Annotated in this window: 31 protein-coding genes; 11 read left to right on the top strand and 20 right to left on the bottom strand. The window is 68.6% G+C overall.

Translation table 11 applies throughout. The features are described from left to right. Positions 1–2 precede the first annotated feature (2 nt). Both ACQCSX_RS11815 and ACQCSX_RS11820 read right to left on the bottom strand, forming a co-directional pair. Positions 3–605: a TlpA family protein disulfide reductase gene (locus tag ACQCSX_RS11815; protein ID WP_427015509.1), complete on the bottom strand. Its 603-nt coding sequence runs from the start codon at positions 603–605 to the stop codon at positions 3–5. 81 nt (positions 606–686) lie between these two features. Further along, complete coding sequence (locus ACQCSX_RS11820; RefSeq protein WP_427015510.1) at positions 687–1,349, bottom strand: histidine phosphatase family protein; 663 nt, start codon at positions 1,347–1,349, stop codon at positions 687–689. 187 nt (positions 1,350–1,536) lie between these two features. Between ACQCSX_RS11820 and ACQCSX_RS11825 the strand changes: the two genes are divergently transcribed. From ACQCSX_RS11825 to ACQCSX_RS11835, 3 genes are all read left to right on the top strand, one after another. Beyond that, positions 1,537–2,094, top strand: coding sequence for a YceI family protein (locus tag ACQCSX_RS11825; protein WP_427015511.1), 558 nt, complete (start codon positions 1,537–1,539; stop codon positions 2,092–2,094). 206 nt (positions 2,095–2,300) lie between these two features. After that, the gene (locus ACQCSX_RS11830; RefSeq protein WP_427015512.1) at positions 2,301–3,023 is read left to right on the top strand and encodes a hypothetical protein; all 723 of its coding nucleotides are present in this window, start codon (positions 2,301–2,303) and stop codon (positions 3,021–3,023) included. Positions 3,024–3,152: 129 nt separating this feature from the next. Then, a complete protein-coding gene (locus tag ACQCSX_RS11835; protein ID WP_427015513.1) occupies positions 3,153–3,827 on the top strand; it encodes a hypothetical protein in 675 nt (224 codons plus the stop codon). Here ACQCSX_RS11835 and ACQCSX_RS11840 read toward each other — a convergent pair. Then, a complete protein-coding gene (locus ACQCSX_RS11840; RefSeq protein ID WP_427015514.1) occupies positions 3,824–4,537 on the bottom strand; it encodes a redox-sensing transcriptional repressor Rex in 714 nt (237 codons plus the stop codon). The two genes, ACQCSX_RS11835 and ACQCSX_RS11840, sit on opposite strands and share 4 nt — an antisense overlap. Before the next feature lie 129 nt (positions 4,538–4,666). Beyond that, the gene (locus tag ACQCSX_RS11845; RefSeq protein WP_427015515.1) at positions 4,667–4,972 is read right to left on the bottom strand and encodes a glutaredoxin family protein; all 306 of its coding nucleotides are present in this window, start codon (positions 4,970–4,972) and stop codon (positions 4,667–4,669) included. A 130-nt stretch (positions 4,973–5,102) separates the two neighbouring features. On the opposite strand from ACQCSX_RS11845, the gene ACQCSX_RS11850 reads away from it, so the two are divergent. Then, positions 5,103–5,915, top strand: coding sequence for an HAD family hydrolase (locus ACQCSX_RS11850; protein ID WP_427015516.1), 813 nt, complete (start codon positions 5,103–5,105; stop codon positions 5,913–5,915). Between the two features lie 92 nt (positions 5,916–6,007). On the opposite strand, the gene ACQCSX_RS11855 is transcribed toward ACQCSX_RS11850, so the two are convergent. The 8 genes from ACQCSX_RS11855 to ACQCSX_RS11890 form a co-directional block, all read right to left on the bottom strand. Next, positions 6,008–6,106, bottom strand: coding sequence for a 30S ribosomal protein bS22 (locus ACQCSX_RS11855; protein ID WP_003792170.1), 99 nt, complete (start codon positions 6,104–6,106; stop codon positions 6,008–6,010). A 116-nt stretch (positions 6,107–6,222) separates the two neighbouring features. Then, complete coding sequence (locus ACQCSX_RS11860) at positions 6,223–6,471, bottom strand: helix-turn-helix domain-containing protein (RefSeq protein WP_427015517.1); 249 nt, start codon at positions 6,469–6,471, stop codon at positions 6,223–6,225. Between the two features lie 176 nt (positions 6,472–6,647). Then, entirely contained in the window at positions 6,648–7,775 is a 1,128-nt protein-coding gene (locus ACQCSX_RS11865; RefSeq protein WP_427015518.1) for a 3-deoxy-7-phosphoheptulonate synthase, read from the bottom strand. Positions 7,776–8,008: 233 nt separating this feature from the next. Next, a complete protein-coding gene (locus tag ACQCSX_RS11870; protein WP_427015519.1) occupies positions 8,009–8,701 on the bottom strand; it encodes a FadR/GntR family transcriptional regulator in 693 nt (230 codons plus the stop codon). A gap of 115 nt (positions 8,702–8,816) precedes the next feature. Then, the gene (gene gdhA / locus ACQCSX_RS11875; protein WP_427015520.1) at positions 8,817–10,157 is read right to left on the bottom strand and encodes an NADP-specific glutamate dehydrogenase; all 1,341 of its coding nucleotides are present in this window, start codon (positions 10,155–10,157) and stop codon (positions 8,817–8,819) included. Positions 10,158–10,293: 136 nt separating this feature from the next. Next, complete coding sequence (locus ACQCSX_RS11880; RefSeq protein ID WP_427015521.1) at positions 10,294–10,566, bottom strand: hypothetical protein; 273 nt, start codon at positions 10,564–10,566, stop codon at positions 10,294–10,296. Beyond that, positions 10,563–11,231 (bottom strand): RNA polymerase sigma factor, encoded by a 669-nt coding sequence (locus tag ACQCSX_RS11885; RefSeq protein WP_427015522.1) that lies wholly within the window; start codon positions 11,229–11,231, stop codon positions 10,563–10,565. The genes ACQCSX_RS11880 and ACQCSX_RS11885 overlap by 4 nt, the downstream gene beginning before the upstream one ends. Before the next feature lie 4 nt (positions 11,232–11,235). Then, complete coding sequence (locus tag ACQCSX_RS11890) at positions 11,236–11,472, bottom strand: hypothetical protein (protein WP_427015523.1); 237 nt, start codon at positions 11,470–11,472, stop codon at positions 11,236–11,238. A gap of 114 nt (positions 11,473–11,586) precedes the next feature. Between ACQCSX_RS11890 and ACQCSX_RS11895 the strand changes: the two genes are divergently transcribed. After that, positions 11,587–12,120, top strand: coding sequence for a hypothetical protein (locus ACQCSX_RS11895; protein ID WP_427015524.1), 534 nt, complete (start codon positions 11,587–11,589; stop codon positions 12,118–12,120). 27 nt (positions 12,121–12,147) lie between these two features. Beyond that, positions 12,148–12,315, top strand: a complete 168-nt coding sequence (locus tag ACQCSX_RS11900) for a hypothetical protein (protein WP_427015525.1) — start codon at positions 12,148–12,150, stop codon at positions 12,313–12,315. Between the two features lie 59 nt (positions 12,316–12,374). Here the strand turns inward: ACQCSX_RS11900 and ACQCSX_RS11905 are convergent, their stop codons facing one another. Both ACQCSX_RS11905 and ACQCSX_RS11910 read right to left on the bottom strand, forming a co-directional pair. Continuing rightward, positions 12,375–13,013, bottom strand: a complete 639-nt coding sequence (locus ACQCSX_RS11905; protein ID WP_427015526.1) for an ArsR/SmtB family transcription factor — start codon at positions 13,011–13,013, stop codon at positions 12,375–12,377. A 48-nt stretch (positions 13,014–13,061) separates the two neighbouring features. Next, a complete protein-coding gene (locus ACQCSX_RS11910) occupies positions 13,062–14,273 on the bottom strand; it encodes an acetoin utilization protein AcuC (protein ID WP_427015527.1) in 1,212 nt (403 codons plus the stop codon). A gap of 289 nt (positions 14,274–14,562) precedes the next feature. Here ACQCSX_RS11910 and ACQCSX_RS11915 point away from each other — a divergent pair, with 289 nt between their 5' ends. The 5 genes from ACQCSX_RS11915 (at position 14,563) to ACQCSX_RS11935 (ending at position 18,367) form a co-directional block, all read left to right on the top strand. Then, the gene (locus tag ACQCSX_RS11915; protein WP_427015528.1) at positions 14,563–15,906 is read left to right on the top strand and encodes a TrkH family potassium uptake protein; all 1,344 of its coding nucleotides are present in this window, start codon (positions 14,563–14,565) and stop codon (positions 15,904–15,906) included. Next, on the top strand, positions 15,899–16,585 hold the full coding sequence (locus ACQCSX_RS11920; protein ID WP_427015529.1) for a potassium channel family protein: 687 nt from the start codon (positions 15,899–15,901) through the stop codon (positions 16,583–16,585). Before ACQCSX_RS11915 ends, ACQCSX_RS11920 begins: the two co-directional genes overlap by 8 nt. A gap of 107 nt (positions 16,586–16,692) precedes the next feature. After that, entirely contained in the window at positions 16,693–17,202 is a 510-nt protein-coding gene (locus tag ACQCSX_RS11925; RefSeq protein WP_427015530.1) for a methylated-DNA--[protein]-cysteine S-methyltransferase, read from the top strand. After that, positions 17,202–17,711 carry an RNA polymerase sigma factor gene (locus ACQCSX_RS11930; RefSeq protein ID WP_427015531.1) on the top strand — a complete coding sequence of 170 codons (510 nt, stop codon included), beginning with the start codon at positions 17,202–17,204 and terminating at the stop codon, positions 17,709–17,711. Before ACQCSX_RS11925 ends, ACQCSX_RS11930 begins: the two co-directional genes overlap by 1 nt. After that, complete coding sequence (locus ACQCSX_RS11935; RefSeq protein WP_427015532.1) at positions 17,708–18,367, top strand: methylated-DNA--[protein]-cysteine S-methyltransferase; 660 nt, start codon at positions 17,708–17,710, stop codon at positions 18,365–18,367. Before ACQCSX_RS11930 ends, ACQCSX_RS11935 begins: the two co-directional genes overlap by 4 nt. A gap of 114 nt (positions 18,368–18,481) precedes the next feature. Here ACQCSX_RS11935 and proC read toward each other — a convergent pair whose 3' ends face one another. From proC to ACQCSX_RS11965, 6 genes are all read right to left on the bottom strand, one after another. After that, positions 18,482–19,318 (bottom strand): pyrroline-5-carboxylate reductase, encoded by an 837-nt coding sequence (proC, locus tag ACQCSX_RS11940; protein WP_427015533.1) that lies wholly within the window; start codon positions 19,316–19,318, stop codon positions 18,482–18,484. Between the two features lie 582 nt (positions 19,319–19,900). Beyond that, entirely contained in the window at positions 19,901–20,707 is an 807-nt protein-coding gene (locus ACQCSX_RS11945) for a sugar phosphate isomerase/epimerase family protein (RefSeq protein WP_427015534.1), read from the bottom strand. Positions 20,708–20,712: 5 nt separating this feature from the next. Then, a complete protein-coding gene (locus tag ACQCSX_RS11950) occupies positions 20,713–21,747 on the bottom strand; it encodes a Ppx/GppA family phosphatase (RefSeq protein WP_427015535.1) in 1,035 nt (344 codons plus the stop codon). Between the two features lie 122 nt (positions 21,748–21,869). After that, positions 21,870–24,632 (bottom strand): type I DNA topoisomerase, encoded by a 2,763-nt coding sequence (topA, locus tag ACQCSX_RS11955; RefSeq protein WP_427015536.1) that lies wholly within the window; start codon positions 24,630–24,632, stop codon positions 21,870–21,872. Positions 24,633–24,871: 239 nt separating this feature from the next. Next, positions 24,872–25,333 (bottom strand): MgtC/SapB family protein, encoded by a 462-nt coding sequence (locus ACQCSX_RS11960; protein WP_427015537.1) that lies wholly within the window; start codon positions 25,331–25,333, stop codon positions 24,872–24,874. After that, entirely contained in the window at positions 25,330–25,989 is a 660-nt protein-coding gene (locus tag ACQCSX_RS11965) for a winged helix-turn-helix domain-containing protein (RefSeq protein WP_427015538.1), read from the bottom strand. The genes ACQCSX_RS11960 and ACQCSX_RS11965 overlap by 4 nt, the downstream gene beginning before the upstream one ends. Positions 25,990–25,992: the final 3 nt, after the last annotated feature.

Here is a 25,992-nt window from a genome sequence, read left to right on the forward strand (position 1 = left end):
GTCTACTGGTTTTCGGCCAGGGCGCTGGCGATGAGCGACTTCAGCGTGCCCTTGTCGGCCAGGCCCAGGATGCGGGCGCTGACGCGGCCCTTCTTGTCCAGGACCAGCGTGGTGGGCACGGCCGCCGGCGGGACGTACTTGGTCAGGGCCAACAGCACGCCACCGTCCTTGTCGGCCAGGGACGGGTAGCTGAGCTTGAAGTTGCGTTCGAAGGCCTCGGCCGTGGCGGCCTCGTCGCGGATGTTGACGCCGTAGAACGCGACGCCCTGCGGCTCGAATTCCTCGTACAGGGCCTGCAGGTCCGGCGCCTCCACGCGGCAGGGGGCGCAGGCGGCGTACCAGAAGTTGAGCACCGTGACCTTGCCGGCCAGTGACTTCGCGTCCACCGCGGTGCCGTCAAAGAGGGCGCCGGCGAAGGACACCGCGTCCTTGCGCTCGGCGGCGGCGTATTCGGTGACGGAGCCATCGCCGGCGATGTAGTTCTTGTTGTCCCCGGCATTGGCCTGCTGGGCCAGCGGGTCCTTGGCGGTGCAGGCGGAAAGCGCCAGCGCCAGGGCGGCGCCGGAGGCGGCCAGCAGGGAACGGCGGCTGAACTGGGTGCTCACTTGGTTGTCCACATCTGAAACGGGGGACGCTTTTCTACAAAGCGTCGAAAACTAGATTGTCTCGCATCCTGGCACATTTTCTCAAGCCCCGGGCGTGGTGGCCGCGCCGGGCAACAGCACCGCGGCGGGCTCCGAGTAGAGAACGTCCACAATCGTCTCGCCCTCAAAGACCAGCGTGGTCAGCGAGGCCAGGGTGCATTCGCGGTGCCGCGGATCGTGCCAGAGGCGCTTGCCCTCCGCGCTGCGGCGGGTGGCCCAGATGGGCAGCTGGTGGCTGACCAGCACGGCCTCGGCGCCGTCGCCGCCCAATTCGAAGGCACGACGGCGGGCATCGTGCGCCGCCGCCATCATGCGTTCGGCCTGGCGCACGTAGGGCTCGCCCCACGATGGGCGCAGGGGGTTGGCGAAATAGCGCCAGTGCCGGGGCTTGAGCAGCTCCGCCTTGGACACCTTCAGGCCCTCGAAGTGGTTCTCCGCCTCGATGATGCGCGCATCGGTGGTGATCTCCAGCCCCAGCGCGGCCGCCGTCGGCGCGGCCGTTTCCTGTGCCCGGGTCAGCGGCGAGGCCACCAGGTGGACCAGCTTGGCACCGGCCTTGGACTTGGCCAACAGGTGCTCCGCCACCATGTCCGCCATGGCATTGCCACGCTCGGACAGGTGGAATTCGGGCAGCCGTCCGTACAGGACGCCGTCGGGGTTGAAGACTTCACCATGGCGCAGCAGATGTACAAGGACTCGGGGCATGAAACCAAGTTTCTCAAAGTTGTGAACCAACCGGTTAATCAGGGAACTCCCAGCCTTGGTTCGAAAACTTTTCAAAAAAGTTTTGGTGGTCCGGGAATATTAGATGCAAACGCATGCTTGTACCCCGTGAAGGTCGATGAACAACCGGCCTGACAACCGTTAGCAACGCACACCCACAGGAGTACACATGAGCACCTCGATCGCCACCGAAACCACTGGACTGACCACCGGCACCTGGAACCTGGATGCCAGCCACTCCGAAATCGGCTTCTCCGTCCGCCACGCCGGCATCTCCAAGGTTCGTGGACGCTTCAACACCGCCACCGCCGTGCTGACCGTTGCCGAGACCCTCGAGGCCTCCACTGTCACCGCCACCATCGATGCCAACAGCTTCGATTCCGGCGATGCCAACCGCGACGGCCACGTCCGCGGCGCAGACTTCTTCGACGCAGAGCAGTTCCCCACGCTGGACTTCGTCTCCACCGGCATCACCGGCGACACCGAAGAGTTCAAGCTGGCCGGCGAACTGACCATCCGCGGCATCTCCAAGCCGGTTGTCTTTGACGCCGAGTTCAACGGCGTGGCCGTGGACCCGTACAACCTGACCCGCGCCGGTTTCTCCGCCAAGACCGTGATCAGCCGCAAGGAGTTCGGCCTGACCTACAACGCCGTGCTCGAAGCCGGCGGCATGCTCATCGGCGACAAGGTGGCCCTGACCCTCGACGTCGCCTTCGTCAAGGCCTAGTCCGGGTCCATGCCGGCCGGCCGCGCACAGCGCGCCGGACCGGCATCTTGGCGCGGCACACCAACGGCCGCCCCGCAGTATGGATTCCCTGAGGGGAGCCAGCTGCGGGGCGGCCGTTGGCATGTAGCAGCCATTGTCCTGTTCGTTGCCCTTTGGACGACCGGATGTACCTATGCAAGGGAAGGGGCCGGGGCTATCGTGTGAGCATGAGCACCCCCCATGAGAACCCAGGTCCCGAGCAGCCCGGCTCGCAGCCACCCGACGGTGGCTACGGTTCCCAGCCCGGCACAAACGCTCCACAGCCCCCTCCCCCCGGCTACCAGGCACCGCCGCCGGGCTACCAGGCACCGCCACCGGGCTACCAGGCACCGCCACCGGGGTACCAGCCTCCCCCGCCGGGGTACCAAGCGCCGCCGCCCGGATACCAGGCACCCGCACCCGGGTACCAGCAGCAGCCGCCTCCCTACCAGCAGCCCGGCGGCAGTGATTTCAAGTTCGAGATGCCCGCCGACATGCCGCACAGCATGAACGACGTGATGCCCAAGGGCGGCCTGTCCGGCATCTTCAGCACCACCGGCCTGCCCACGCTCCTGAAGGTTTCCTACATCCTGTGGCTGGTCACCGCCGGCTTCTGGCTGCTGGGGACCATCATCGGCTTCCTGATCTCACTGGTGACACTGAGCGGGAAGGGCATCATCCTGTCCATCATTTCGCTGGCGGTCATCGCGGCCATCGTGGTCTGCGCCATGAAGCTCAAGGAAGGCCTGCAGTGGCCGCGGATGGCGTTGACCGTCCTGGCCGTGGTCTCGCTGATCCTGGTCTTCGCCGGCGCCGGCGGAGTTGGCGTCATCGGCATCGTCGCCACCATCCTGATGTGGCTGCCGGAATCCACCGCGTGGATCAACTCGCGCAAGGGCTGGACCGGCTAGCATCCGCCGGCCACTGCGCCACGGGCCGCGGTAGGGTGGTTAAACCCCCGCCGCGGCCCTTGCATGTCCGGTGCGAAATCCGCAGTGTGCCCGTGCGCACCATGGGAGTGCAGAAGAGGAACACCGGCCATGACGAATCCCCAGGACCACCAGCCCACCCCGCCGCAGGACGGATCCGCCGCAATGCCCGCACCACCGGCGGCGCCGGTGCGGGGGACCTTCGGCGAAATCTCCCCCGGCGTCCCGCGCTACGGCCAGTACGCCCCGCCCGGCTACCAGCCGCCGTCGGCCGCTCCCGGCCCCGCGGGCTCCCCGACGGCAAACCCGGTCCCGGCACCCGGCGTCCATGCACCCGGTGCCCAAACCGGTTGGCCGGCGCCCGCCGCCGGCGCAGCCGTGCAGGCGCCGCGCCAGGTGCTGCTGGCCGTCCGCTTCATCAGGTTTGCCGGCATCATTTCGGCCATCGCCGCCGTGCTGGCTGTGTTCGCCATGTTCAATCCCGTGGTCCTGGCCGAAACCGAGCGGCAGCTGCGGGACATGGGTTTCACCGACACCTCCATGCTCCAGCCGGCCCTGCTGGTCTCCGTAGTGCTGACGGCCCTGAGCGTGCTGGTGTATTTCTGGCTGGCCAGCGCCATCGGCAAGGGCCACAATTGGGCGCGGATCACGGCAACCATCCTGGCGGGCGTGTCCCTGCTGTCCCTGCTGGTGCCCAGCGCCGTGACAGTCGTGCAGGTCCTCCTGGGCGCGATCGCCGTCCTGATGCTCTGGCGTGCGCCCGCCAAGGACTACTTCAAGCGTTAGCCGGCGCCCGGCAGGTCCTTGGGCAGCGCGCGCTCCAGATCCTGTTCCTGCGCGCGCTGGGCGTGGTAGGCCAGGATCTGCAGTTCGGTGGCCATGTCCACCTTGCGCAGCGTGACATTGTCCGGCACCTGCACCACCACGGGGGCAAAGCTGAGGATGCTGCGCACCCCGGCCGCCACCACACGGTCGCACATCTGCTGCACCGCGGCCGAGGGCAGCGCCAGCACCACCATGTTGGCGCGGGTGCGCTCCAGCACTGCCTCCAGGTCGGCCACGTCGGAGATCCGCAGCCAGCCCACCTCATTGCCGATCAGCAGCGGGTCCGCGTCCATCAGCGCCACCACGTCAAAGCCGCGGGATTCGAACCCGGCATAGCCGGCCAGGGCCCGGCCCAGGTTTCCGGCGCCGACAATGGCCACCCGCCATTCGTGGGTCAGGCCCAGGGCCTGGGCAATGTTCCGGCTCAAATGCGCGACGTCGTAGCCCACGCCCCGGGTGCCGTAGGACCCCAGATAGGACAGATCCTTGCGGACGTTGGAGGAGCCGACGCCGGCCGCCTCGGCCAGCGACTCGGAGGACACGCGTTCGGTGCCATCGGCCAGCATGCTGGTCAGGGCTCGGAGGTAGATGGTCAGCCGGGCCACTGTGGCAGCCGGAAGCTGCCGGGCGGCCCCCTCAGGCTGGCCGGGCGTAGCCTCTGATGTCCCCACGTAGCCTCCAAGGTTCCGGTGGCATAACCACTGACCGGCGGCGGTGGACGTGTCCCCACCACGCCGGAGTATCCTCCACTGTAGAACGCGGTCCGCCGGGCCACCAACTGGCGTCCAACGCCGCGGGGATTACGCCCGTGGGCCGGGGGCCGCCATCGCGGCCCGCAACACCGTCCGCAGCCGGACGGGGTCGATCTTCCAAAAGTCGCGCTGCACTCCATCCACCAGCACCACCGGAATCTCCTCGGCAAAGCGCTCGGCCAGGGCGGCGTCGTCGTCGATCGAGACCTCGGTCCAGGGCAGACCCAGCTCGCCGGTCACGCCGGCCACCACCTCGCGGGCGGCATGGCACAGGTGGCAGGACGCCTTGGAGACAAGGGTCAGGACCGGCACCCGAGCCGGGGCGCCGTCGTTCACGGGGAGATGCGTTTCCATGCTTCCACGGTAGCCCCGCCACGGGGCTTCCGTCACGGGACGGCGCACGGCATCCGGCCGGGGCGGCGGGGACGGGGCAACATGGCGTCCCTGTCCTCCACCGGTTGCCCGGATTGACTAGACTCGTCTCATGCCCGACGTGAACATGGAAAGTGCCGAGGACCGCTCGGTTACTCCGGAGCACCTCGGCGAAGCCGCCTTTTTTGATGTGGACAACACCCTTATGAAGGGCGCCAGCCTGTTCCACGTGGCGCGCAAAATGTACCAAAAGAAGGCCTTCACGCTCCGCGACGCCGCAGGGTTCGCCTGGAAGCAGGCCAAGTTCATCCTCCGCGGCGAGAACATGAAGGACGTCCACTCCGTCCGCGATGCAGCCCAGGCCTTTGCCACCGGCATCAGCTCGGACTTCATCAAGCAACTGGGCGAAGAGGTCTACGACGAGATGATCGTCTCCAAGATCTGGCCCGGCACCCGGGCCTTGACCGAACAGCACATCCGTTCGGGCCGGCAGGTCTGGCTGGTGACGGCCACGCCCGTGGAGGTGGCCAGCGTGATCGCCTCGCGTTTGCACCTGACCGGCGCGCTGGGCACCGTGGGCGAGGTGGAAGGCGGGCTGTACACCGGCCGTCTGGTCGGCGAGATCCTGCACGGACCGGCCAAGGCCGTTGCCATGACCGAACTGGCCGCGCGCGAGGGACTGGACCTGTCCCGCTGCTGGGGCTACAGCGATTCCTACAACGACATTCCGCTGCTGAATGCGGTGGGCCACCCGGTGGCCATCAACCCCGATGCCCGCCTGCGCCGCCATGCCCGGGACAACAACTGGCCGGTCTACGATTTCCGCTCCGGCCGCCGCGCCGCCACGGTGGGCCTGCGCGCCGCCACGGGCGCCGGCGTCGTCTACGGCCTGTGGAAGGGCCTGAGCCGGATGCGCGGCAAATAGCCCAACTGCCACATAGTTGGGCGCGTAGACAGAAATGCCCGCCGCCTTTCGGCAACGGGCACTTCATGCGCAATATGCTCGAAGAAGTATTTCTACTTCTTGTTGCGGCGCTGGTGGCGGGTCTTGCGAAGCAGCTTGCGGTGCTTCTTCTTCGCCATCCGCTTGCGGCGCTTCTTGATTACTGAGCCCATACAGACCTCAAACTTTCATGACAACGTCACTACCGCGAGGTAGCCGTCTTCGAATTGGCTGACCGATCACAGGTATCGGTCAAAACCGAAAATGGATCCTTACTAGCGTACCGTCTCTAGGCAGTATGCGCCGAACCGGCGGAACCGTCGGTGGCGCCATGCTGCGCGGGGCCGTCCACCACGGCCTGCGCCAAATACGCCGCCACGGCCGATTCCGGCACCCGGTAGGACTTGCCAAAACGCACCGCCGGCAGCTGGCCGGAGTGGACGAGACGGTAGACGGTCATCTTGGACACGCGCATGACGCTAGCCACCTCGGAGACAGTCAAGAAGCTCACATTTGCGAAATTCTGCTCAGGCACCATCGCCCCGTTATCCTTCCCTGCCGGTTGCAAAGCCCCGCGGCCGCCGGTGCCCCAGCCATCGAACGCGCGTCCCAGTGCAACTCTAGAGGCACATGGGGCCAATGTGAAAGGATTTCCGGCCGGCCGACGCGCGCACCGTTGGGCGCGCTGTTGGGCGCTCTGGTGCGCCGCGGAGCCTAGCCCCGGGCACGCTCCCGGCGGACGCGGGCGCTGCGGGCCAGGTGGTCCAGCACCGTGGTGGTGACGTCCCATTCCATGCAGCCGTCCGTGACGCTCTGGCCGTAGGCCAGCTCGGCGGTGCCGGCGGCCACGTCCGCCACATCCAGGCTCTGAGCGCCGCCCATCAGGAAGCTCTCGAGCATGACGCCGGCGATGGCCGCGGTGGAGGGGCCGCCGGCCTCCAGCTGGGCGCCGATTTCCAGGGCCACCTCGGCCTGGCGGTGGTGGCTCTTGCCGGAGTTGGCGTGGCTGGCATCCACGATCAGGCGCGGGTTCAGCCCGGAAGCCGCCAGCTTGGCGGAGGCGGCGGCGACGTCGTCGGCCCCGTAGTTGGGGCCCTTGCGCCCGCCGCGCAGGATCAGGTGGGTGTCCGGGTTGCCGGCGGTGGCCACCAGCGCGGCCCGGCCGTCGCCGTCGATGCCTAGGAAGGACTGCGCGGCGCTGGAGGCCGAGCAGGCGTCCAGCGCCACCTGGAGGTCGCCGTCGGTGCCGTTCTTGAAGCCGATCGGCATGGACAGGCCGGAGGAGAGCTGGCGGTGGATCTGGCTTTCGGTCGTGCGCGCACCGATGGCGCCCCAGGTGACGAGGTCGGCCGTGTACTGGGGGCTGATCGGCTCCAGGAATTCGGTGCCCACCGGCATGCCCAGGGCCGCCACCCGGTGCAGGAATTCGCGTGCCATCCGCAGGCCGGTGGCGACGTCGTGGCTGCCGTCCAGGTGCGGATCGTTGATCAGGCCCTTCCAGCCCACCGTGGTGCGCGGCTTCTCGAAGTACGCGCGCATCACGATCAGCAGGTCTTCCTTGTGGCGCTCGGCCGCGCTGACCAGCCGGCGGGCGTATTCCAGCCCGGCCTTGGGGTCGTGGATGGAGCACGGGCCCACAATCACCAGCAGGCGGTCGTCCAGCCCGTCCATGATGGCGCGGACCTGGTCGCGGCCGCGTTCGACGACGGCGCCCACGGCCTCGGTCAGCGGCAGCTCCGCCGCCAGTGCGGACGGGGCCGGCAGCGGGGTGAACTCGCTGACCCGCAGGTTGGCGGTGGACGGGATCTGCTGGGCGGCCTCGGCGGCGATGGTGGGGTTCACGGTGTGCTTCCTGTTTTACTGGGCGGAGCGGGCCCTGGACAGAACCCGCCGGATACGGCGAAGGACAGAGAATGATCTCTGTCCTGTTGGCTCTGAAGGTGTGTGGATGCGTGTCAGTTAGACGCGGGCCCCTCCAGAGCCAACGAAAAATACGCATACCAACGGTTTGTCATAGCCACACCATAGACCCGCGTTTGCCGGGGCGGCAAATCGGCGCGTCACGAAGCGCTCCGTCAGGCCGCTGGTCCAGCCACGCCGGCCTCGCGGTAGTAGCCCTCGATGTGGGCGGTGACCAGCTCGCCGGCCCGCACGCCGTCGCCGGTCCTGATCGCGTCCAGCACGTCGCGGTGCTCCTCCTGCAGCCGCGCGGACGTGGCGGTCCAGTCCGGCAGATTGGCGGTGAGCGAACTCGCGTAGCCCTGGATGGCCGCCCGGAGGGAGCCCATCATGGCGCTGACGACGGCGTTGCCGGCCGCCGTGGCCAGCTCCACATGGAACGCGGCATCGAGCGCCAGGAACTCGTCGGCGTCGGCGCAGGAATCCATCCGCTCCAGCAATTCGGCGGCAACCGCCAGGGACGGCGCCCGCGCGTCGGCACGGGCAGCGGCCCAGGATTCCAGCAGCACGCGGGTCTGGACGATGTCCGCCACCGGGAAGTGCGAGGTGGCCACATGCAGGCGCAGTGCCGAGCCCAGCGCGGCCGTGGGGTCGGCGGTGATCACGGTGCCGGCGTCGGGCCCGGAACCCACGCCGGAGCGGACCACGCCCATGGCCTCCAGGATCCGGATGGCCTCGCGCACGGAGGCACGGGAGACCTCCAGTTGGCTGGCCAGTGCCCGCTCGGGCGGCAGCCGGCCACCGACCTTGAGTTCGCCGCCGGCCAGCTGCTCTTCGATCCAGGCCAAGACGAGTTGGTGGGTGCGCATACCTCAATAGTAGGGTTCGCGGCCTTCCCCGCAGGCCCCGCCGGGGACGCAAAATGGCGCCCGCGTCCGGGCCGGACACGGGCGCCATCTGATGGTGCTAAAAGTGCTGGTGGTGCTAGATCAGGCCCTGGGCCAGCATCGCGTCGGCAACGCGGACGAAGCCGGCGATGTTGGCGCCCATCACGTAGTTGCCCGGCACCCCGTACTCCTCCGCCGTGGCGGCGCAGTTGCTGTGGATGTTCACCATGATCTCGGTCAGGCGGGCCTCGGTGTGCTCGAACGACCAGGAATCGCGGCTGGCGTTCTGCTGCATCTCCAGGGCGGACGTGGCCACGCCGCCGGCGTTGGCCGCCTTGCCCGGGCCGAACAGGATGCCGGCTTCCTGGAAAATGGAGACGGCGTCGGCGGTGGAGGGCATGTTGGCGCCCTCGGCGATGGCGACGACGCCGTTCTTGACCAGGCGCACGGCGGCGTCGGCGTCGAGCTCGTTCTGGGTGGCGCAGGGCAGCGCAACGGTGGCGTTGACGTCCCAGACGGAGCCGCCCTCGACGTAGCTGACGGCCGAGCCGCGGCGGGCCGCGTACTCGCTGAGGCGTCCGCGCTCAACTTCCTTGATCTGCTTGAGCAGGGCCAGGTCGATGCCGGCCTCGTCCACGATGTAGCCGGAGGAATCCGAGGCGGTCACCACGTGGGCACCGAGCTGCTGGGCCTTGGCAATGGCGTAGGTGGCCACGTTGCCGGAACCTGAGACCGATACGCGCTGGCCATCGAAGGAGGAGCCACGGGTCTTGAGCATTTCGTTGGCGAAGAGCACCGTGCCGTAGCCGGTGGCCTCCGGGCGCACCAGCGAGCCACCCCAGGAGATGCCCTTGCCGGTGAGCACGCCGGACTCGTAGCGGTTGGTGATGCGCTTGTACTGGCCGAACAGGTAGCCGATCTCCCGGCCACCCACGCCGATGTCGCCGGCGGGGACGTCGGTGTACTCGCCGATGTGGCGGTACAGCTCGGTCATGAAGGACTGGCAGAAGCGCATGACCTCGGCATCGGACTTGCCGCGCGGGTCAAAGTCGGAGCCGCCCTTGCCGCCACCGATGGGCATGCCGGTCAGGGCGTTCTTGAAGATCTGCTCGAAACCGAGGAACTTCACAATGCCCAGGTACACCGAGGGATGGAAGCGCAGGCCGCCCTTGTACGGGCCCAGGGCGGAGTTGAACTCCACGCGGAAGCCACGGTTGATCTGCACCCGGCCGGCGTCGTCCATCCACGGCACGCGGAAGATGATCTGGCGCTCGGGCTCGCACAGGCGCTGCAGCACGGCGGCGTCAACAAATTCGGGGTGCTTGTCCAGCACCGGGCCCAGGCTTTCGAAAACTTCGCCAACGGCCTGGTGGAACTCGCGCTCACCGGGGTTGCGGGCCAGAACCTGGTTCTGGATGGCTTCAAGGCGTGTATCCATTGCTGTTCCTCACTATGTGGCGCCACGCGCGGCGCTGCAAATGGTTTCCAGTATTTTCGCAGTCATCCCACCACCTCGCCGAATCGTTTCCACAGTGTGAGACGGAATTTCCATCATCCGGCGCTGCCGGCGCCGTCTAGACCGCGTCCAGGCGGCGCAGCGCGCCGTCCGGATCGACGCCGTCGTCCTCGGCCGCCAGCAGCAGCAGCGAGCGCGCCTCTTCGTAGCAGGCCGAGCAGCCGGACAGGTGGGCGCGCAGGCCCGGATTGGCGTGGGGCGCATCGGCCAGCAGGAGCTCGATGTACGCGTCGATCTGGGCGAAGCAATCGTCACAGGAGAGCCAGGGCTCGGCGGCCAGGGTCAGCCGCTCCACCGTTTTCGGTGTGAAGTTCCGGCGGGACGCAGTCATGGGATCACCCTCGTTGTGGTTGGAGCTGGCAAATATCCGGCGAGCGCAAGATGCGCCCGAAGCCGGCCACGGGCGTCGTGGAGGGTCTTGTACAGGGCATTGCGGTTGGTCCCGAGCCGGTCCGCCAGGACGTCGATGGGCACCTCATCCACCAACAGGGCCAGGACCACCCTGTGCTGGTGCGCGGTGAGCGCCTGGTTGATGGCGGCGCCGACGGCCGCGGACAGCTCGGCGCCTTCGGCCAGCTGATCGGGCGAGGATCCCGGGGCGGCCGGCTCAGGCACCAGATCCAGCGGCACCTCGCGGTTGCGCCACATGGTGCGCCGGACCTCGACGGCGGCGTGCAGGATGCCAAATTTGTAGGCCCAGGTGGTGAAGCGGCTGCGCCCCTCAAAACTGGACAGCTTGCCCAGCACGGCGACCATTGCCTCGTCGGCGGCCTGGTTGACCAGCTCGTCCACCCGCACGGCGCCGATCGCCGGCAGCTGCACGTACATCTGCGAGACCTGGTGCCGGGCCGCCTTCACCAGGAGCTGGTGCAGCCGGACCAGTGCGTCCTCATGCCCCGGGCCCGGCGCACCCAGCAGGGCAACCCAGTCCTCCTGCACCGCCGCCGGGCGCACCGTCTGCGCGTCGGCCAGCTCGGGCCCGTCCAAGGCTGCCATCGGATCACTCCTGCCAGTGCGGTTCATCCAGCGGCCCGGCGATCCGGACCGCAAGTTCCGGCGGACAGCCCTTGTCGACCAAATTGAGCAGTTCGTGGATATCCACGCCGCGCGAGGCCGCCATCCGTGCCGCCAGAGTAGCCGGGAAGCCGGCGGTGAGCAGCAGCCGCTCGCGCCAGGCCACCGTCCCGTCCGGGTCGTCGCGGGCGGCTCCAGCCCCCGCCTGCAGTTCTCTTTGCATGTTCATACCTAGTTAGTGTCGCCGGGCAGCCGTCCCTTACCCCGGTAAGAACTTCCCGCCGGCTGCCACTAACCAACCATGACCACCACCAACTGCAGAAAAGGAAGTTCCATCATGGGCACCACCATTTCCCACCGGCTGCGTCTTCGGAGTGCGGCCCTGCTTGCTGTCCTGGCCCTGGTGGCCGGGCTGTCCACCGCGTGCTCGACGACGGCGTTGTCTCCGGCGGGGCAGGGCGTCGCGGAGGCGGCCGCGACCCACGGCCATGGCAGCTCCGACAACGGCAATTCCGGCAAGATCACCGCGGCACAGCTTGAGCTCCGGCTGGCGATGCGCTCGCTCTGGGCCCAGCACATGGAGTGGACGCGGTTGGCCGTCGCCGACTTTGCCTCCGGGTCCGCCGGCTTCGCCACCACGGCCGGGCGGCTGCTGCAAAACCAGACGGACATCGGCAACGCCATCAAGCCCTTCTACGGTGAGGCCGCGGGGAACCAGCTGGCCACCCTGCTCAAGACCCACATCACCGGCTTTGTCGCGCTCTTCCAGGCCGCGAAGGCCGGGGACCAGGCGGCGCTGGCCTCCGCGACCACGGCCGTCTACGGCAATGCCCAGGACATTGCCGATTTCCTCGCCGCGGCCAACCCCTAGGACTGGCCGCGGGACATGATGCGCTCCATGATGAAGGACCACATCGACCTGACCATCGTCTATGGCAGTGATGAGCTCACCGGCAAGTATGCCGACTCCATCACCGTCTACGGCACGGCCGAGTCGCACATGGCCATCATGGCCGACGAGCTCAGCGACGGCCTCATCAACGCGTTCCCGAAGATGTTCCGCTGACGCCTAAGGGCGCACGCCGCACCGCGGGCCGGGTCCGCGGTGCGCTGCGCTGTGCGCGGCTATTCCTTGCGGCGCCCGAACTTCGGCTTGGGCAGGTTGGCCAGCAGGTCGGCGGCCTTGTTGGCGGCCCGGCCCACGCTGCGGCCGATCTGTGCCGGCATGGACCCCTCGGCCTCCGTGCCGCGGTTGGCCGCGGGCACCATGCTGCGCTCAATGGGCTTGGTGTCCTGGATGGGTGTGGGCGCCCAGGCCGGCACGTGGCCCCCCGGCCTTGCCTCAAGCCGGCTGGCCGCTGCCTGCCCCGGCGAGGGCACGGCACCAAGGCTCTCCACGGCGGGGCGCGCGGCCGGGCGGGTGGCGGTGTGCTCGCCGGCGGCCGCGGGCGCCTGGCGCGCGGCCTTGCCGTCGGACGCCGGGCCGGTGGCCACCGCTGTGCCGGGCGCACCAATCTCGACGAGCCACTCCACCACCCCGGCCAGCGGAGCCGTGTTCAGGCTGTAGAAGCGTTTTTGTCCCTCGGCGCGCATGGTGACAAGGGTGGCCTCGCGCAGAACCCGCAGATGTTTGGAAACGGTGGGTTGGCTGGCACCCAGCTCCTCCACCAGCTGCCCCACGGATTTGTCCCCGCCGCGCAGGGCCGCCATGATCTCGCGCCGGGTTGTTTCCGCCACAACGGAGAATACTTCGTCAGTCACCATGTACCTACCCTAGCGATATATGCACCGGAAGGCATCCATTGGAGGCGGTCAGTCGAACCAGGGATCCAGCCCGTAGAGCGGGAAGATCTCCTTGCGGGTGGCCATCACCGTGCGGTCGAGGGCGTCGGCGGGGTTGTAGCCCACCTCCCAGGACCGCCACCAGGTGTCGGCGTCCTCCCCCATCAGCAACGGCGCATCAACACCATGGCGTTCGAGCACATGGTCCCGCCAGGGCTGCGGCACAGGCGTGCGCAGCGGGATGGGCGCCCCGGTGGCGATGGCCATCAGGTGGCTCCACACCCGCGGCACCACCGAGGTGGCGTTGTAGCCGCCTCCGCCGGTGGCGATCCAGCGGTCCCCGCAGTGCCTGGCTGCCAGCGCGGCAATGCTCAGGGCCGCCTCGCGCTGGGCATCGACCGAGGTGTTCAGGTGGGTCAGGGCATCCTCGCGGTGCGAGTCGCAGCCATGCTGGCTGACGATGGCGTCGGGCCGGAAGGCGGCCACCAGTGCCGGCACGACGGCATGGAAGGCCCGCAGCCAGCCGGCGTCGCCCGTATGGGCGGGCAGGGCAACGTTGACGGCGGTGCCGACGGCGTTCGGCCCGCCCGTCTCGTTGGCGAAGCCGGTGCCGGGGAAGAGCGTCAGCCCGCTCTCGTGCAGCGAAATGGTCAACACCCGCGGATCGTCCCAGAAGATGTCCTGGGTGCCGTCGCCGTGGTGGGCGTCGATGTCGATGTAGGCGATCCGCCCGACGCCGCCGTCCAGCAGCGCAGCGATGGCCAGTGCGGCGTCGTTGTAGATGCAAAAGCCACTGGCCTTGCCGGCGTGGGCGTGGTGCATGCCGCCGGAGAAGTTCACCGCCCGGACACTGGTGCCGGCCAGCACGGCCTCGGCCGCCATCAGGGAGCCACCCGCCAGCCGGGCGCTGGCCGGGTGCATGCCGGCAAAGCCCGGGTCGTCCTCGGTGCCCAGTCCATGGATGGGGTCGGCCTGCATCGGGTTCTCGCTGATCCGCCGGACGGCCTGGATGTATTCCGCGGTGTGCACACGGGAGAGCTGAGGGTCGCTGGCCACCTCGGGCGCCAGCATGCGCACCTGCGGCCGGTCGAAGATGCCCAGATCCCGGGCCAGCCGGGCGGTCAATTCCAGCCGGGCGGGTGTCATGGGATGCTGCGGGCCAAAGTTGTAGGCGGTCAGCGAGGGGTCCCACACCAGGGTGGTGGGGACGGCGGCCGGGCCGGAACTGGCAAAGAATGACATCCACCACAGGCTATCGAATGCACGCCCCGGGCGCCGCCCTGGCCGTGGCCGGTGTGGCGCCCGGGGCGCCGGCGGACCAGAGCCGCACGGCCATGGGCCCGCTGCGGCCCCGTAACGGGGCCCAAAAGGTGGTTAACTACTCAACAGGGCCATTGGGGCCCGCGAGGGCCCGCCATTCAAATGCGGGCAGGGAGGTGCCGAAAGCGCAATGGCCAACAAGGCTCAGCTCGCGCCAGCTCGCGAAGGCTTTCCGGCCCAACGTGGCCGAACACCGCGCGTTGTTGGCACGGTGCGCGACTTTGTGGACCGCGTGGCCAACAGCTCCCCCGCCCGGTTGGCGCTGATCGTCTTTGCGCTGGTCATCATGGTGTTCACCACCCTGCTGTCCCTGCCCATCGCCGCCACCAGCGGGACGGCCACCCCCTTCCACGACGCCCTGTTCACCGCCGTCTCCGCGGTGTGCGTGACGGGGCTGACCACCGTGTCCACGGCGCTGCACTGGACGTTCTTCGGTCAGGTGGTGATCCTGGTCGGCATCTTTGTCGGCGGCTTGGGCATCCTGACGCTGGCCTCGCTGATGTCCCTGATGGTCAGCAAGCGCCTGGGCGTGCGCGGCAAGCTCATCGCCCAGGAGGCGATGAATGCCGGCCGGCTGGGCGAGGTGGGCACGCTGCTGCGGATCGTCATTGCGACGTCGGTGGCCGCCGAGGTGGTGATTGCCCTGTTCCTGGCGCCGCGCTTCATGGTGCTCGGCGAGTCCTTCCCTCAGGCCCTGTGGCACGCGCTCTTCTACTCCATCTCCTCGTTCAACAACGCCGGATTCACACCCCATTCGGACGGCGTGGTCCCCTACGAGAACGATCTCTGGGTGCTGGTGCCGCTGATGGTGGGCGGCTTTGTCGGCAGCCTCGGCTTCCCCGTGATGATGGTCCTGCTGGCCACCGGTTTCAACGTCAAACGCTGGACGCTGCATGCCAAACTGACAGTCCAGGTCTCGCTGATGCTGCTGGGGGCCGGGGCCGTGCTGTGGGGCGCCATGGAGTGGACCAACCCGCAAACCATCGGGTATATGAACCTGGGCGACAAGATCACCCACTCCATCTTTGCCTCGGTGATGACCCGTTCGCTGGGCTTCAACCTGGTGGACATGAATTCGATGAATTCCTCCACCATGCTGCTCTCCGATGCCCTCATGTTTGCCGGCGGCGGCTCCGCCTCCACGGCCGGCGGCATCAAGGTCACCACCCTGGCCGTGATGTTCCTGGCCATCGTGGCCGAGGCCCGCGGCGACAGCGATGTGAAAATCTACGGCCGGACCATCCCACAGGGCACCATGCGGGTGGCCATTTCCGTGATCATGATGGGCGCCACCTTTGTGCTGGTGGCCACCGGCCTGCTGCTGGCCATCAGCGGGGCCAGCCTGGACCGGGTGCTTTTTGAGACCATCTCCGCCTTTGCCACCGTGGGCCTGAGCACCGGGCTCAGCGCCGAGCTTCCGCCGTCGGGCGTCTACGTGCTGTCCATCCTCATGTTCGCCGGCCGCGTCGGCAGCATCACCCTCGCCGCGGCCCTGGCCTTGCGCCAGCGCCGCCAGCTGTACCACTACCCGGAAGAGAGGCCAATCATTGGCTGAGAAGTCCAGCTCCAGCAACCGTCCGCCGCACAACGCGCCAGTCCTGGTCATCGGGCTGGGCCGCTTTGGCGCCTCCACCGCAGCCCAGCTGGTCAAGCAGGGCCGCGAGGTCCTGGCCATCGAACGCGACCCGGCCCTGGTCCAGAAGTGGGCCGGCACGCTCACGCACGTCGTCGAGGCGGACGCCACCAACATCGACGCGCTGCGCCAGCTGGGCGCGCAGGACTTCAGCTCCGCCGTCGTCGGCGTGGGCACCTCCATCGAATCCAGCGTGCTGATCACCGTGAACCTGGTGGACCTGGGCATCGAGCACCTCTGGGTCAAGGCCATCACCCAATCGCACGGCAAGATCCTGACCCGCATCGGCGCCAACCACGTCATCTACCCGGAGGCCGACGCCGGTGTCCGCGCGGCCCACCTGGTGGGCGGGCGGATGCTTGACTTCATCGAGTTCGACGACGATTTCGCGATCGTGAAGATGTACCCGCCCAAGGAGACCCAGGGCTTCACGCTGGCCGAATCCAAGGTGCGCAGCAAATACGGCATCACGGTGGTGGGCGTGAAGAGCCCGGGCGAAGACTTCACCTACGCCCAGCCGGACACCAAGGTCTCCGGCAAGGACATGCTGATCGTCTCGGGCCACGTGGACCTGCTGGAGCGCTTCGCCGCCCGCCCGTAGATCTCACGAAAGCCCCCGCGGGGGCGTCTACCCAGTGTTGACGTGCCGTTCACTCCATCCGGGGACTTCGGGCGGCAGTCCCGCAGGGAGTGGAAGTGGAGTGGATGATGAAGACCCATGCAATGATCGGCTCGCCGCTGGGCGCGCTGGCGGCAGTGGCCGACGGCGGCGCCCTGTGCGGGCTGTACATGGAAAGCCACAAACGGCTGCCCGGGATCGAGACGATGGGCGCGCGGGTGGAACCCGGCGGCGACCAGCTTTTTTCCGCCGTGGCGCAGCAGCTGGGCGAGTACTTTGCCGGCACCCGGCACGGTTTCGACCTGCCGCTGGCCGCGGTGGGGAATGGATTCGCGCACAAGGTCTGGGAGGCGCTGGTGCAGATCCCCTACGGCGAGCTGCGCAGCTACGGCGACATCGCCCGCGCCCTGGGCGAGCCGTCCCTGGCGCAGGCCGTGGGCGCCGCCAACGGCCGCAATCCGATCAGCATCATCGTCCCGTGCCACCGGGTGGTGGGCGCGGACGGTTCGCTGGTGGGCTATGCCGGCGGCCTGGACCGCAAGCGCTTCCTGCTGGAGCTGGAAAACCCCGCGCGCGGGCACACCGAAGCGCTGTTCTGATGGCGTCCCCGGCCCGGCTTCCGCCCGGCAAGGCACCGTTCGAGGTGCTGGTGGAGCGGCACGGTGCCGCCGTGCTGCGGCTGTGCCGGGCGCTGGTGGGGTTTTCCGATGCCGAGGACGTGTGGCAGGAGACCTTCCTGTCCGCCCTGCGCGCCTATCCGGAGCTCGACGGCGGCGCCAACACCGAGGCCTGGCTGGTGGCGATTGCCAAAAACAAGGCCATCGACCACCGCCGCCGCGCCGTGCGGCTGCCGCACCCCGTGTCCGAGCTGCCGGAATCCGCCGACCCACGTTCCGCCGTCGGGCTTGGGCTTGAAGCGGCGGCGCTGTGGGGTGTGGTGGCCACGCTGCCGCCCAAGCAGCGCGCCGCCATCGGCTACCACTACCTGGCCGGCCTGCCCTTCGCCCGTGTCGCGGAGCTGCTGGGCAATTCCGAAGCCGCCGCGCGCAGGGCCGCCGCCGATGGCATGAAGACCCTGCGTGCCCGCACGAATGGAGACTTGAGATGACATCCGCACCCCAGACCCAGGCCGGTGGCCCGCCGGAGCTCGCGCCGCTGCTGGCCCCCCTGCTCAGCCCCGCGGCAGCGGCGTCCGACGACGGCGCCGTCGCACGGCTGGCGCTGGCACTCTCCGCCGCGGCGCAGGCCGAGGGCATCCTGGACGTGGCCTACCGCAGCGTCGACACCCCGCTGGGGCCGCTGCTGGTGGCCGCCACCGAGGCAGGACTGGTGCGTGTAGCCTTCGCCAGCGAGGGGCACGACGCCGTACTGGAGCTGCTGGCGCGCACCATCAGCCCGCGGGTGCTCAGGGCGCCCCGGCGGCTTGATCCCGTGGCCCGCGAACTGGAGGAGTATTTTGCCGGCGCACGGCAGAAATTCGACCTGCCGCTGGACTTCCGGCTGGCCACCGGATTCCGGCTCGCCGTGCTGGCGGCGCTGCCCGGGATCGGCTACGGACACACGGCCAGCTACGCCCAGGTGGCCCAGCTGGCGGGCAGCCCGCGGGCGGTGCGCGCCGTCGGCACGGCCTGCGCCAAGAATCCGCTGCCCGTGGTGGTGCCCTGCCACCGCGTGGTCCGCAGCGACGGCAGCCAGGGCGGCTACCTCGGCGGGGCGGCGGCCAAGAGCCTGCTGCTCGCCCTCGAATCCGCCCCGGCGGGCTGACTGGCCCCGGGACGGGCCGTTCCGCGCAGCGTTTGCTGCCAACCGTACGCAGCGCAGCTGCTGCGCAGTGCTGCGGGCTTCCGCTGCGCAGCACGGTGCGGTATTTTCCCGGCGCTACTGCCCGGCGAGCTCGGCGGTGATGGCTGCGGCGCGGGCGGCGGCGGCCTTGGCCCCGGCGGAGATGATGCCCGGCAGGCCCCGGGCGTCGAACGTGGCGATGGCCTGCTCCGTGGTGCCGTTAGGGCTGGTGACGGCGCGGCGCAGGGCGGTGGGGTCCGCCCCGGGCTCGGCGAGCATCAGGCCCGCCCCCGCCACCGTCTCGCGTGCCAGCACGCGCGCGGTGGCCTCGGACAGGCCAAACTCCACACCCGCGGCGGCCATTGCCTCGGCCAGGTAGAACGCATAGGCCGGGCCGGAACCGCTGATGGCAGACACGGCATCCTGCTGGTCCTCCGGCACGTCCAGCACAATGCCGGAACCGTCAAAGACCTGGTGTGCGGTGGCCAGCTGCTCCACGGTGGTGGAGGTGCCGGCGGAGAGCGCCACCACACCGCGGCCCACCTTCAGCGGGGTGTTGGGCATGGAGCGGACCACGGGCTGGCCCGCGGGCAGGGCGGCCTCCAGCTGCTCCAGCGACACGGCCGCTGCCACGCTGATGACAACCGTGCCCCGGCCCAGGGCGGGGGCGATTTCGCGGCACAGGGCGGCGATGCCCACGGGCTTCACGCCCAGGATCACCACATCGGCCCCGACAACTGCCTCGGAGTTGGCGGCGCTTTCCTCGTTCGAGGAGATCGCTGTGATCCCGTGGCGGGCGGCCAGTTCCTCGGCACGCTCAACGCGGCGGACGGTGGCGACGACGGCGGACGGCTGTGTTCCGGCGGCAAGCAGACCGGCAAGGATGGCCTCGCCCATGGATCCGCAGCCCAGGAATGCAATTCTGTTGGTCATGCCCCCATCCTTCCACCAAAGTCCGATTGTCAGCGTTTTCCCAGTATCAGCCAAGGTTTTTGTCAGATTTGCAGCCTAGAGTTCTAAGTACCTCATAAAGGTGCGAGTGATGAAAGGCCAGAATCCGGTTCGCCGGATGCTGGCCTGGGCGCCGGAGGGCTGCCAGCGATTCCCCCCAACCGCTGGACTGGCCCTTCGGCGCGTTCCCTTTTAACGAGGCTTGTGCCGCAGCCGGCCCTCCCACGGAGCGTCCCGGCGATTAACGGCAAACATCCAGCCAACGCACTGCCTGCTCCCAAACTGTGGTCCTAGAGTTCTAAGTACCTCATGAAGGTGCGAGTGATGATCGGATTGGTCCCGTCCTGGAGACCGATCGAATCGCCGGAGAGCAGCCAGGGTTTCCCCCCATCCCCAGGCAGGCCCTCCGGCGATTTCGCTTTTAAGGCCACTTCGTTGGTTTCGACAGGCTCAACCAACGAAACGCCCCGGTGGTCGACCGAGCGAGGAACGAGCGCGCGGAGACCCAGGCCCGGCCGCCGGGTTTCGGCTCCGCAAGCTCCGCTCCCGCGCACCGCCGGAAGGCTAGGTGTCCTGGCCCAGATGCTTGCGGGCGAACTGCAGGGTCTCGGCGAGCCATTCCTCGCGCTCCCCCGCCCCCTTGGCCTTCCGGGTGGAAATCTCCGCCACCACCACGCCGTCGAACCCGTTCCGGCTGATCAGGTCCAGGACCTCCGCGCATTCCTGGTCCCCGTGCCCGGGAATCAGGTGGTCGTCGCGGCCCGAGCCGGTGCCGTCGGTCAGGTGCACATGGCGCAGCCGGCTGCCCAGCGCCTTGGCCGCCTCGAGCGAGCTGACGTCAGCGGTGGCGGCGTGCGAGAAGTCCCAGGTGACGTCCTCGTAGTCTTGGCGGACGGGATCCCAGTGCGGCAGGTAGGCCAGCGCCTCGCGGCCGCGCACCCGCCACGGGTACATGTTCTCCACCGCGATCTTCACGCCAAAGGTCTCCGCAATGTCGCGCACGCCCTGGGCAAAGGTCTCCGCGTAGCCGTTCTGCCAGCGGAAGGGCGGGTGGACCACCACGACGTCGGCGCCCACATCCACCGCCATCTGGGCCGAACGCTCGATCTTGGTCCAGGCGCTCCCCCACACCTGCTGGGTCAGCAGCAGGGTGGGTGCGTGGATGGCCAGGATCGGCTGGTGGTACCGCTCGCTGAGCTGGGTGAGCGCGGCGGCATTCTGGCTGGTGGCGTTGTGCGTGACCAGGATTTCCATGCCGTCATAGCCGAGGTCGCTGGCCACCGCGAAGCCGTCGTGGACCGTGAGCGGATACACGGAGGCCGTGGACAGCGCAACGGGGATGTGGCGTCCATTCACTGCTGAGCCGTCCATGGCCGCTACCCCGCCCGACCGGACACGAGCGTACCGGACACGGGCGCGGCGGACCCCGGCTTGCCGGGCTTGTGCTTGTAGCTGACATGGGCCGGCGGATCCAGCGGGCCGTCGAAGACCAGCTGGTCCAGCCGGCGCAGGATCAGCCCCTCGCGCAGGGCCCACGGGCTGATCTGCAGGCTGGGCACCTTAAACAGCTCCAGGGCCGCCTCGGCCACCAGTGCCGCCGAGAGCATCTGGCGGGCACGGGCCTCGGACACGCCGGGGAGGTGCAGCCGGTCCGCGGCCGACATGGCGCTCAGGCGCTGGCTCCACAGGCCCAGGTCGGAGAGGTGGAGCTCGCGCTTGACGTGGGGGCCCATGGCGCTCGGTGCGGCGCCGGTGATGCGGGCCAGGGCGCGGAAGGATTTGGAGGATCCGGTGACAAGGTTGGGCCCGCCCAGCCGGCAGATCTCCGCCACCGGGGCCTTGAGGGTGGAGCGGATGTGCTTGCGCAGCTCCTTGACGCTCTTGGCCGACGGCGGATCCTCCGGCAGCCAGTCGCGGGTCAACCGTCCGGCGCCCAACGGAACGGAATGGGCCAGTTCGGGCAGCTCGTCGCGGCCCTGGGCCATTTCGAAGGAGCCGCCGCCAATGTCCAGGTTCAGGATGGTGCCCGCTCCCCAGCCATGCCAGCGGCGCACGGCGAAGAACGTCATGGCCGATTCCTCGGCACCGGTGAGCTCGGTCAGCGTGATGGTGGTTTCGCGGACCACGCGGGCCAGCACCGCGGCGCCGTTTGTGGATTCGCGGATGGCCGAGGTGCAAAAGGCCAGCAGGTCCTTGGCCTTGTGCTTGGCGGCAAACTCCCACGCCTCAAGGATGAACTCGATGAGCTCGTGCTGGCCCTGTTCGTCGATGTTGCCGTCGCCGTCGAGATGCGCCACCAGGCTCAGCGGCCGCTTGAAACTGGCATAGGGCACCGGCTGGGCGCCCGGATGGGCATCGACCAGCAGCAGGTGGACGGTGTTGGAGCCGATGTCGAGCACGCCTAGTCGCATGTGCCCATTATGTCGCGTCAGGCACCCGGGCACACAGAAGGCCGCCCGGTCCGGAGCAACATTTGTTGCCAGTTGCCCGGACCGGACGGCCTTCTGCACCGTGGCCGGTGCGGCGGACCCCGCTACTTCTTGGCTGCCACCTTGCGCTTGGCCGGGGCTTTTGCCGGGGCCTTGGCGGTGCGCTTGGCCGGTCCGCGCTCACGCTTGTCGGCCAACAGCTCCACGGCACGCTCGCGGGTCAGCTCCTCCAGCGTGGTGTCGCGCGGGATGGTGATGTTGGTGATGCCGTCGGTGATGTAGGCGCCGAAGCGGCCCTCCTTCACCACGATGTTCTTCCCGGACACCGGATCCTCGCCGAACTCTGCCAGCGGCGGCACGGCGGCACGGGCGCCACGCTGCTTGGGCTCGGAGTAGACCGCCAGCGCCTCTTCGAGTGTGATGGTGAAGATCTGGTCCTCGGAGGCGATCGAGCGGGAGTCGGAGCCCTTCTTCAGGTACGGGCCAAAGCGGCCGTTCTGCACCGTGATCTCGTTGTCCTCGGCGTCGGCGCCGAGCACGCGCGGCAGGCTCATCAGCCCCAGAGCCTCGTCCAGCGTGACCGTCTCGACCGTCATGGTGGAGAACAGGGATCCGGTGCGGGGCTTGGCCTTGACGGGCTTCTTCGGCGGCTTCGGCTTGCCGTTCTTGTAGTACTCCACCGGGGCGTTGGCCAGCTCTTCGGCCGTCGGCTCCGGGATGACCTCGGTGACATAGGCGCCGTAGCGGCCGTTCTTGGCCACGACGGAGTACCCGGTGGCGGGATCGACGCCCAGCACGCGCTCCTCCGGGGCCGCCGTCTCCATCAGCTCGCGGGCCTTCTCCGGCGTCAGCTCGTCCGGGGCCAGGTCTTCGGGGACATTGGCGCGGGCGGACTCGATGATCTCCCCGGTCTTGGGGTCCACCGTAGGGACGGTGCTCTCCAGGTACGGGCCGAACTTGCCCACGCGCAGCACCAGGGTGTCGGTGATAGCGATGGAGTTGATGTCCCGGGCGTCGATCTCGCCCAGGTTGTTCACGATGGAGGCCAGGCCGGCGTCGTGGTCGGAGCCGAAGTAGAAGGCCTTGAGCCAGTTCGCCCCGACCTCCTCGCCCTTGGCGATCCGGTCCAGGCCCGTCTCCATGCCGGCGGTGAACTTGTAGTCCACGTAGTCGGTGAAGTGCTGTTCCAGCAGGCGGATGACGGAGAAGGCGACCCAGCTGGGCACCAGCGCGGAGCCCTGCTTGCGCACGTAGCCGCGGTCCATGATGGTGGATAGCGTGGAGGCGTACGTGGACGGGCGGCCGATGTCCCGCTCTTCCATCTCCTTGGTCAGGGATGCCTCGGTGAAACGCGGCGGCGGGGAGGTCTCGTGCCCGTTGGCCGCCACGTCGGTGGCGCGCAGGGCGTCCTTCTCCTTGACGTTGGGCAGGCGGCGGTCGCCGTCGGACTCGCCGTTGTCACGGGCTTCGTCCTTGCCCTCCTCGTAGGCGGCCAGGAAGCCGCGGAAAGTAATGACTGTGCCGGAGGCGGAGAATTCGGCGTCCTGGCCGTTGGCCGGCCCGCCCACGGCGGCCGCACCCAGGCGGATGGTCGCCGTCGAGCCCTTGGCGTCGGCCATCTGGGAGGCGACGGTGCGCTTCCAGATCAGCTCGTACAGCTTGAACTCGTCACCCTTGAGCGCGGAGGCCACCTGGGCCGGCGTGCGGAAGGAGTCGCCGGCGGGGCGGATGGCCTCGTGGGCCTCCTGGGCGTTGGAGCTCTTGTTGGCGTAGACGCGCTTGGCGGCGGGGATGTACTCCGCACCGTACAGCTCCGAGGCCTGGCGGCGGGCGGCGTTGACGGCCTCGTCGCTCAGCGCGGAGGAGTCGGTACGCATATAGGTGATGTAACCGTTTTCGTACAGCCGCTGGGCCACCTGCATGGTGGACTTGGAGGAGAATCGCAGCTTGCGCCCGGCCTCCTGCTGGAGGGTCGACGTCGTGAACGGCGCGGCGGGGCGGCGCGTGTACGGCTTGTGCTCCATCGAGCGGACGGCGAAATCGGCGTCCTGCAGGGCCTCGGCCAAGGCCTTGGCGGTGGCCTCGTCCAGGTGGGCCACGTTCTTGCCCACCAGCACGCCGGCGTCGTTGAAATCGCGGCCGGAGGCAACGCGGCGGCCGTCCACGGCGGCCAGCTTGGCGGTGAAGGCCTCGGTGGAGTCCACCGGGGTGAAGGAGCCCAGCAGGTCCCAGTAGGAGGCGGACTTGAACGCCATGCGCTCACGCTCGCGCTCGACCACCATGCGGGTCACCACCGACTGCACACGGCCGGCGGAGAGGCCGCGGGAGACCTTGCGCCAGAGCACCGGGGAAATCTCGTAGCCGTAGAGGCGGTCCAGGATGCGGCGGGTTTCCTGGGCATCGACCAGGTCCGTGTCCAGTTCGCGCAGGTTGCCCAGGGCGCGCTGGAGGGATTCCTTGGTGATTTCGGCAAAGGTCATGCGGTGCACCGGCACCTTGGGCTTGAGCACTTCCAGCAGGTGCCACGCGATGGCCTCGCCCTCGCGGTCCCCATCGGTTGCGAGGTAGAGTTCGTCGGCGTCCTTGAGCTGCGCCTTGAGCTCCGCCACCTTCTTCTTCTTGTCCGGGGAGATGACGTAGTAGGGCTTGAAGCCGTTCTCCAGGTCCACCGCAAACTTGCCGATGGGCCCCTTCTTCATCTCCGCGGGCAGGTCCGAGGGCTGGGGCAGGTCACGGATATGGCCAATGGAGGCCTCCACAACAAAGCCTTCCCCCAGGTACTTGCCAATGGTCTTGCTCTTGGCGGGGGACTCGACGATGACAAGCTTTTTGCCTGTTTTTGGCTTGTTGGCTGCCTTGCTGGGCACAGTACTCCTACAGGGAAATGAAGATGGGCGAACGGCGCCCCCAAGTGCTTAGTTCACCATATTTTTACCCCGAACGCGCATTGAATAGGTAAACGGGCCTGCTGGCCGCGGCACCGGCCGGGCCGTTCCCGGCGCCGGATCACTCGCTTTCGTCGTCGATCGAGACGGCTGTCACGGCGCCGATGCCGGAGAGTTCACCCAGCAGCGTGTCCGTCGAAGCCAGGCCCTCGAGCTCCAGTTCAAACTCCACCAGGTTGGTGGCCGCCGCGGCATCGCCGCCGTTGAGCAGCCGCGCGATGGTCCCACCGGCGTCCTCCCCATCCACCCGGCGCCACCAGTCCCGCCCCGGCACTGGATCCGACCGGCGCCGTCAGCCAGATCGAGGAGGCAGTGGTCAGCCCGCGCACCTTGTTCCGCCGCACAAACACCCGCCCGGCGCCGATGAACCCGATGCCCGTCACAATCTGCGCCGCCATCCTGGAGGGGTCCAGCACCACCGCGCCGGGCACCAGCACATCGCCGAAGCCGTATTTGCTGGCCACCACGAACAATGCCGCGCCCAGCCCCACCAGCGCATGGGTCCGTATGCCGGCCGATTTGTTCATGATCTGCCGCTCCAGGCCGATCACCGTCGAGAGCAGCAGGGCAATGCCCAGGCAGAGAAACATCTGCCACCAGGTGGTGCCCGCCGCGAGGATCATGGCCGGGTGCCGCCGGGGTCCAGGTCGGGGGTCAGGACAGTGGTCAGGTGCATCCGCGCCAAAACGCCCGGGCCGCCGTCGGCTTCGGCGTCCGGCCCTGTGGCCCGGTGCAGCGCCGCGTACCGCTGGACCAGCACCTCAAGCTCCAGCGCCAGTTCCTTGGCCTCGGCCTCGGTGAGCAAGAGCTGCGACGTCGAGACCACCAGCGTGGGCTTCCCGCCGTCGGCGGCCCCGTCCGCGCGGCGCAAGGCCGCCACCACCCTGTCCCGGGCGGCATTGAGCGTGACGTCGATCAGCGCGGAGCTGACCAGGTCCGAGGCCGCGGCCAAGCCGCCTACATTCAGGGTGTCGCCCGCCGCCTTCCAATGGCGCTCCCGGGCATCGGGCCCCGTCTGGGCGCGGACCACGTAGCCCCACTTTTCCAGCGCGCGCAGGTGGTAGCTCATGGCGCTGGGCGTGAGCCCGAACCGGTGCGCCAGGGCCGTGGCCGTGTGGCTGGCCTCCGAGGCAAAGAGCTCCTCGATCACGTCCAGGCGCACCTTGTGCGCCAGCGCGCGGATGGCCAGCGGATCGGTGATGGTCACCACCGTCCGTTCGGCCGTGGCCTGCGGCGGCACCGGCCCGGTGCCGGGGGTCCCGTGCTCGTGGGCGTTCATGGT

It is taken from the genome of Pseudarthrobacter sp. P1 (assembly GCF_050156935.1).
Classification (GTDB): Bacteria; Actinomycetota; Actinomycetes; order Actinomycetales; family Micrococcaceae; genus Specibacter.

Bases quoted from the DNA above. Each gene is read 5' to 3' on its own strand.
- ACQCSX_RS11935 (WP_427015532.1), top strand. From the start codon at position 17,708: ATGACATCCGCACCCCAGACCCAGGCCGGTGGCCCGCCGGAGCTCGCG.
- ACQCSX_RS11830 (WP_427015512.1), top strand. From the start codon at position 2,301: ATGAGCACCCCCCATGAGAACCCAGGTCCCGAGCAGCCCGGCTCGCAG.
- ACQCSX_RS11870 (WP_427015519.1), bottom strand. From the start codon at position 8,701: ATGCGCACCCACCAACTCGTCTTGGCCTGGATCGAAGAGCAGCTGGCC.
- ACQCSX_RS11960 (WP_427015537.1), bottom strand. From the start codon at position 25,333: ATGATCCTCGCGGCGGGCACCACCTGGTGGCAGATGTTTCTCTGCCTG.
- ACQCSX_RS11950 (WP_427015535.1), bottom strand. From the start codon at position 21,747: ATGCGACTAGGCGTGCTCGACATCGGCTCCAACACCGTCCACCTGCTG.
- ACQCSX_RS11885 (WP_427015522.1), bottom strand. From the start codon at position 11,231: ATGGCAGCCTTGGACGGGCCCGAGCTGGCCGACGCGCAGACGGTGCGC.
- ACQCSX_RS11895 (WP_427015524.1), top strand. From the start codon at position 11,587: ATGGGCACCACCATTTCCCACCGGCTGCGTCTTCGGAGTGCGGCCCTG.
- ACQCSX_RS11850 (WP_427015516.1), top strand. From the start codon at position 5,103: ATGCCCGACGTGAACATGGAAAGTGCCGAGGACCGCTCGGTTACTCCG.
- proC (WP_427015533.1), bottom strand. From the start codon at position 19,318: ATGACCAACAGAATTGCATTCCTGGGCTGCGGATCCATGGGCGAGGCC.
- ACQCSX_RS11845 (WP_427015515.1), bottom strand. From the start codon at position 4,972: ATGGAAACGCATCTCCCCGTGAACGACGGCGCCCCGGCTCGGGTGCCG.
- ACQCSX_RS11825 (WP_427015511.1), top strand. From the start codon at position 1,537: ATGAGCACCTCGATCGCCACCGAAACCACTGGACTGACCACCGGCACC.
- ACQCSX_RS11835 (WP_427015513.1), top strand. From the start codon at position 3,153: ATGACGAATCCCCAGGACCACCAGCCCACCCCGCCGCAGGACGGATCC.
- ACQCSX_RS11965 (WP_427015538.1), bottom strand. From the start codon at position 25,989: ATGAACGCCCACGAGCACGGGACCCCCGGCACCGGGCCGGTGCCGCCG.
- ACQCSX_RS11930 (WP_427015531.1), top strand. From the start codon at position 17,202: ATGGCGTCCCCGGCCCGGCTTCCGCCCGGCAAGGCACCGTTCGAGGTG.
- gdhA (WP_427015520.1), bottom strand. From the start codon at position 10,157: ATGGATACACGCCTTGAAGCCATCCAGAACCAGGTTCTGGCCCGCAAC.
- ACQCSX_RS11905 (WP_427015526.1), bottom strand. From the start codon at position 13,013: ATGGTGACTGACGAAGTATTCTCCGTTGTGGCGGAAACAACCCGGCGC.
- ACQCSX_RS11820 (WP_427015510.1), bottom strand. From the start codon at position 1,349: ATGCCCCGAGTCCTTGTACATCTGCTGCGCCATGGTGAAGTCTTCAAC.
- ACQCSX_RS11925 (WP_427015530.1), top strand. From the start codon at position 16,693: ATGAAGACCCATGCAATGATCGGCTCGCCGCTGGGCGCGCTGGCGGCA.
- ACQCSX_RS11860 (WP_427015517.1), bottom strand. From the start codon at position 6,471: ATGGTGCCTGAGCAGAATTTCGCAAATGTGAGCTTCTTGACTGTCTCC.
- ACQCSX_RS11900 (WP_427015525.1), top strand. From the start codon at position 12,148: ATGATGAAGGACCACATCGACCTGACCATCGTCTATGGCAGTGATGAG.
- ACQCSX_RS11890 (WP_427015523.1), bottom strand. From the start codon at position 11,472: ATGCAAAGAGAACTGCAGGCGGGGGCTGGAGCCGCCCGCGACGACCCG.
- ACQCSX_RS11945 (WP_427015534.1), bottom strand. From the start codon at position 20,707: ATGGACGGCTCAGCAGTGAATGGACGCCACATCCCCGTTGCGCTGTCC.
- ACQCSX_RS11880 (WP_427015521.1), bottom strand. From the start codon at position 10,566: ATGACTGCGTCCCGCCGGAACTTCACACCGAAAACGGTGGAGCGGCTG.
- ACQCSX_RS11855 (WP_003792170.1), bottom strand. From the start codon at position 6,106: ATGGGCTCAGTAATCAAGAAGCGCCGCAAGCGGATGGCGAAGAAGAAG.
- ACQCSX_RS11910 (WP_427015527.1), bottom strand. From the start codon at position 14,273: ATGTCATTCTTTGCCAGTTCCGGCCCGGCCGCCGTCCCCACCACCCTG.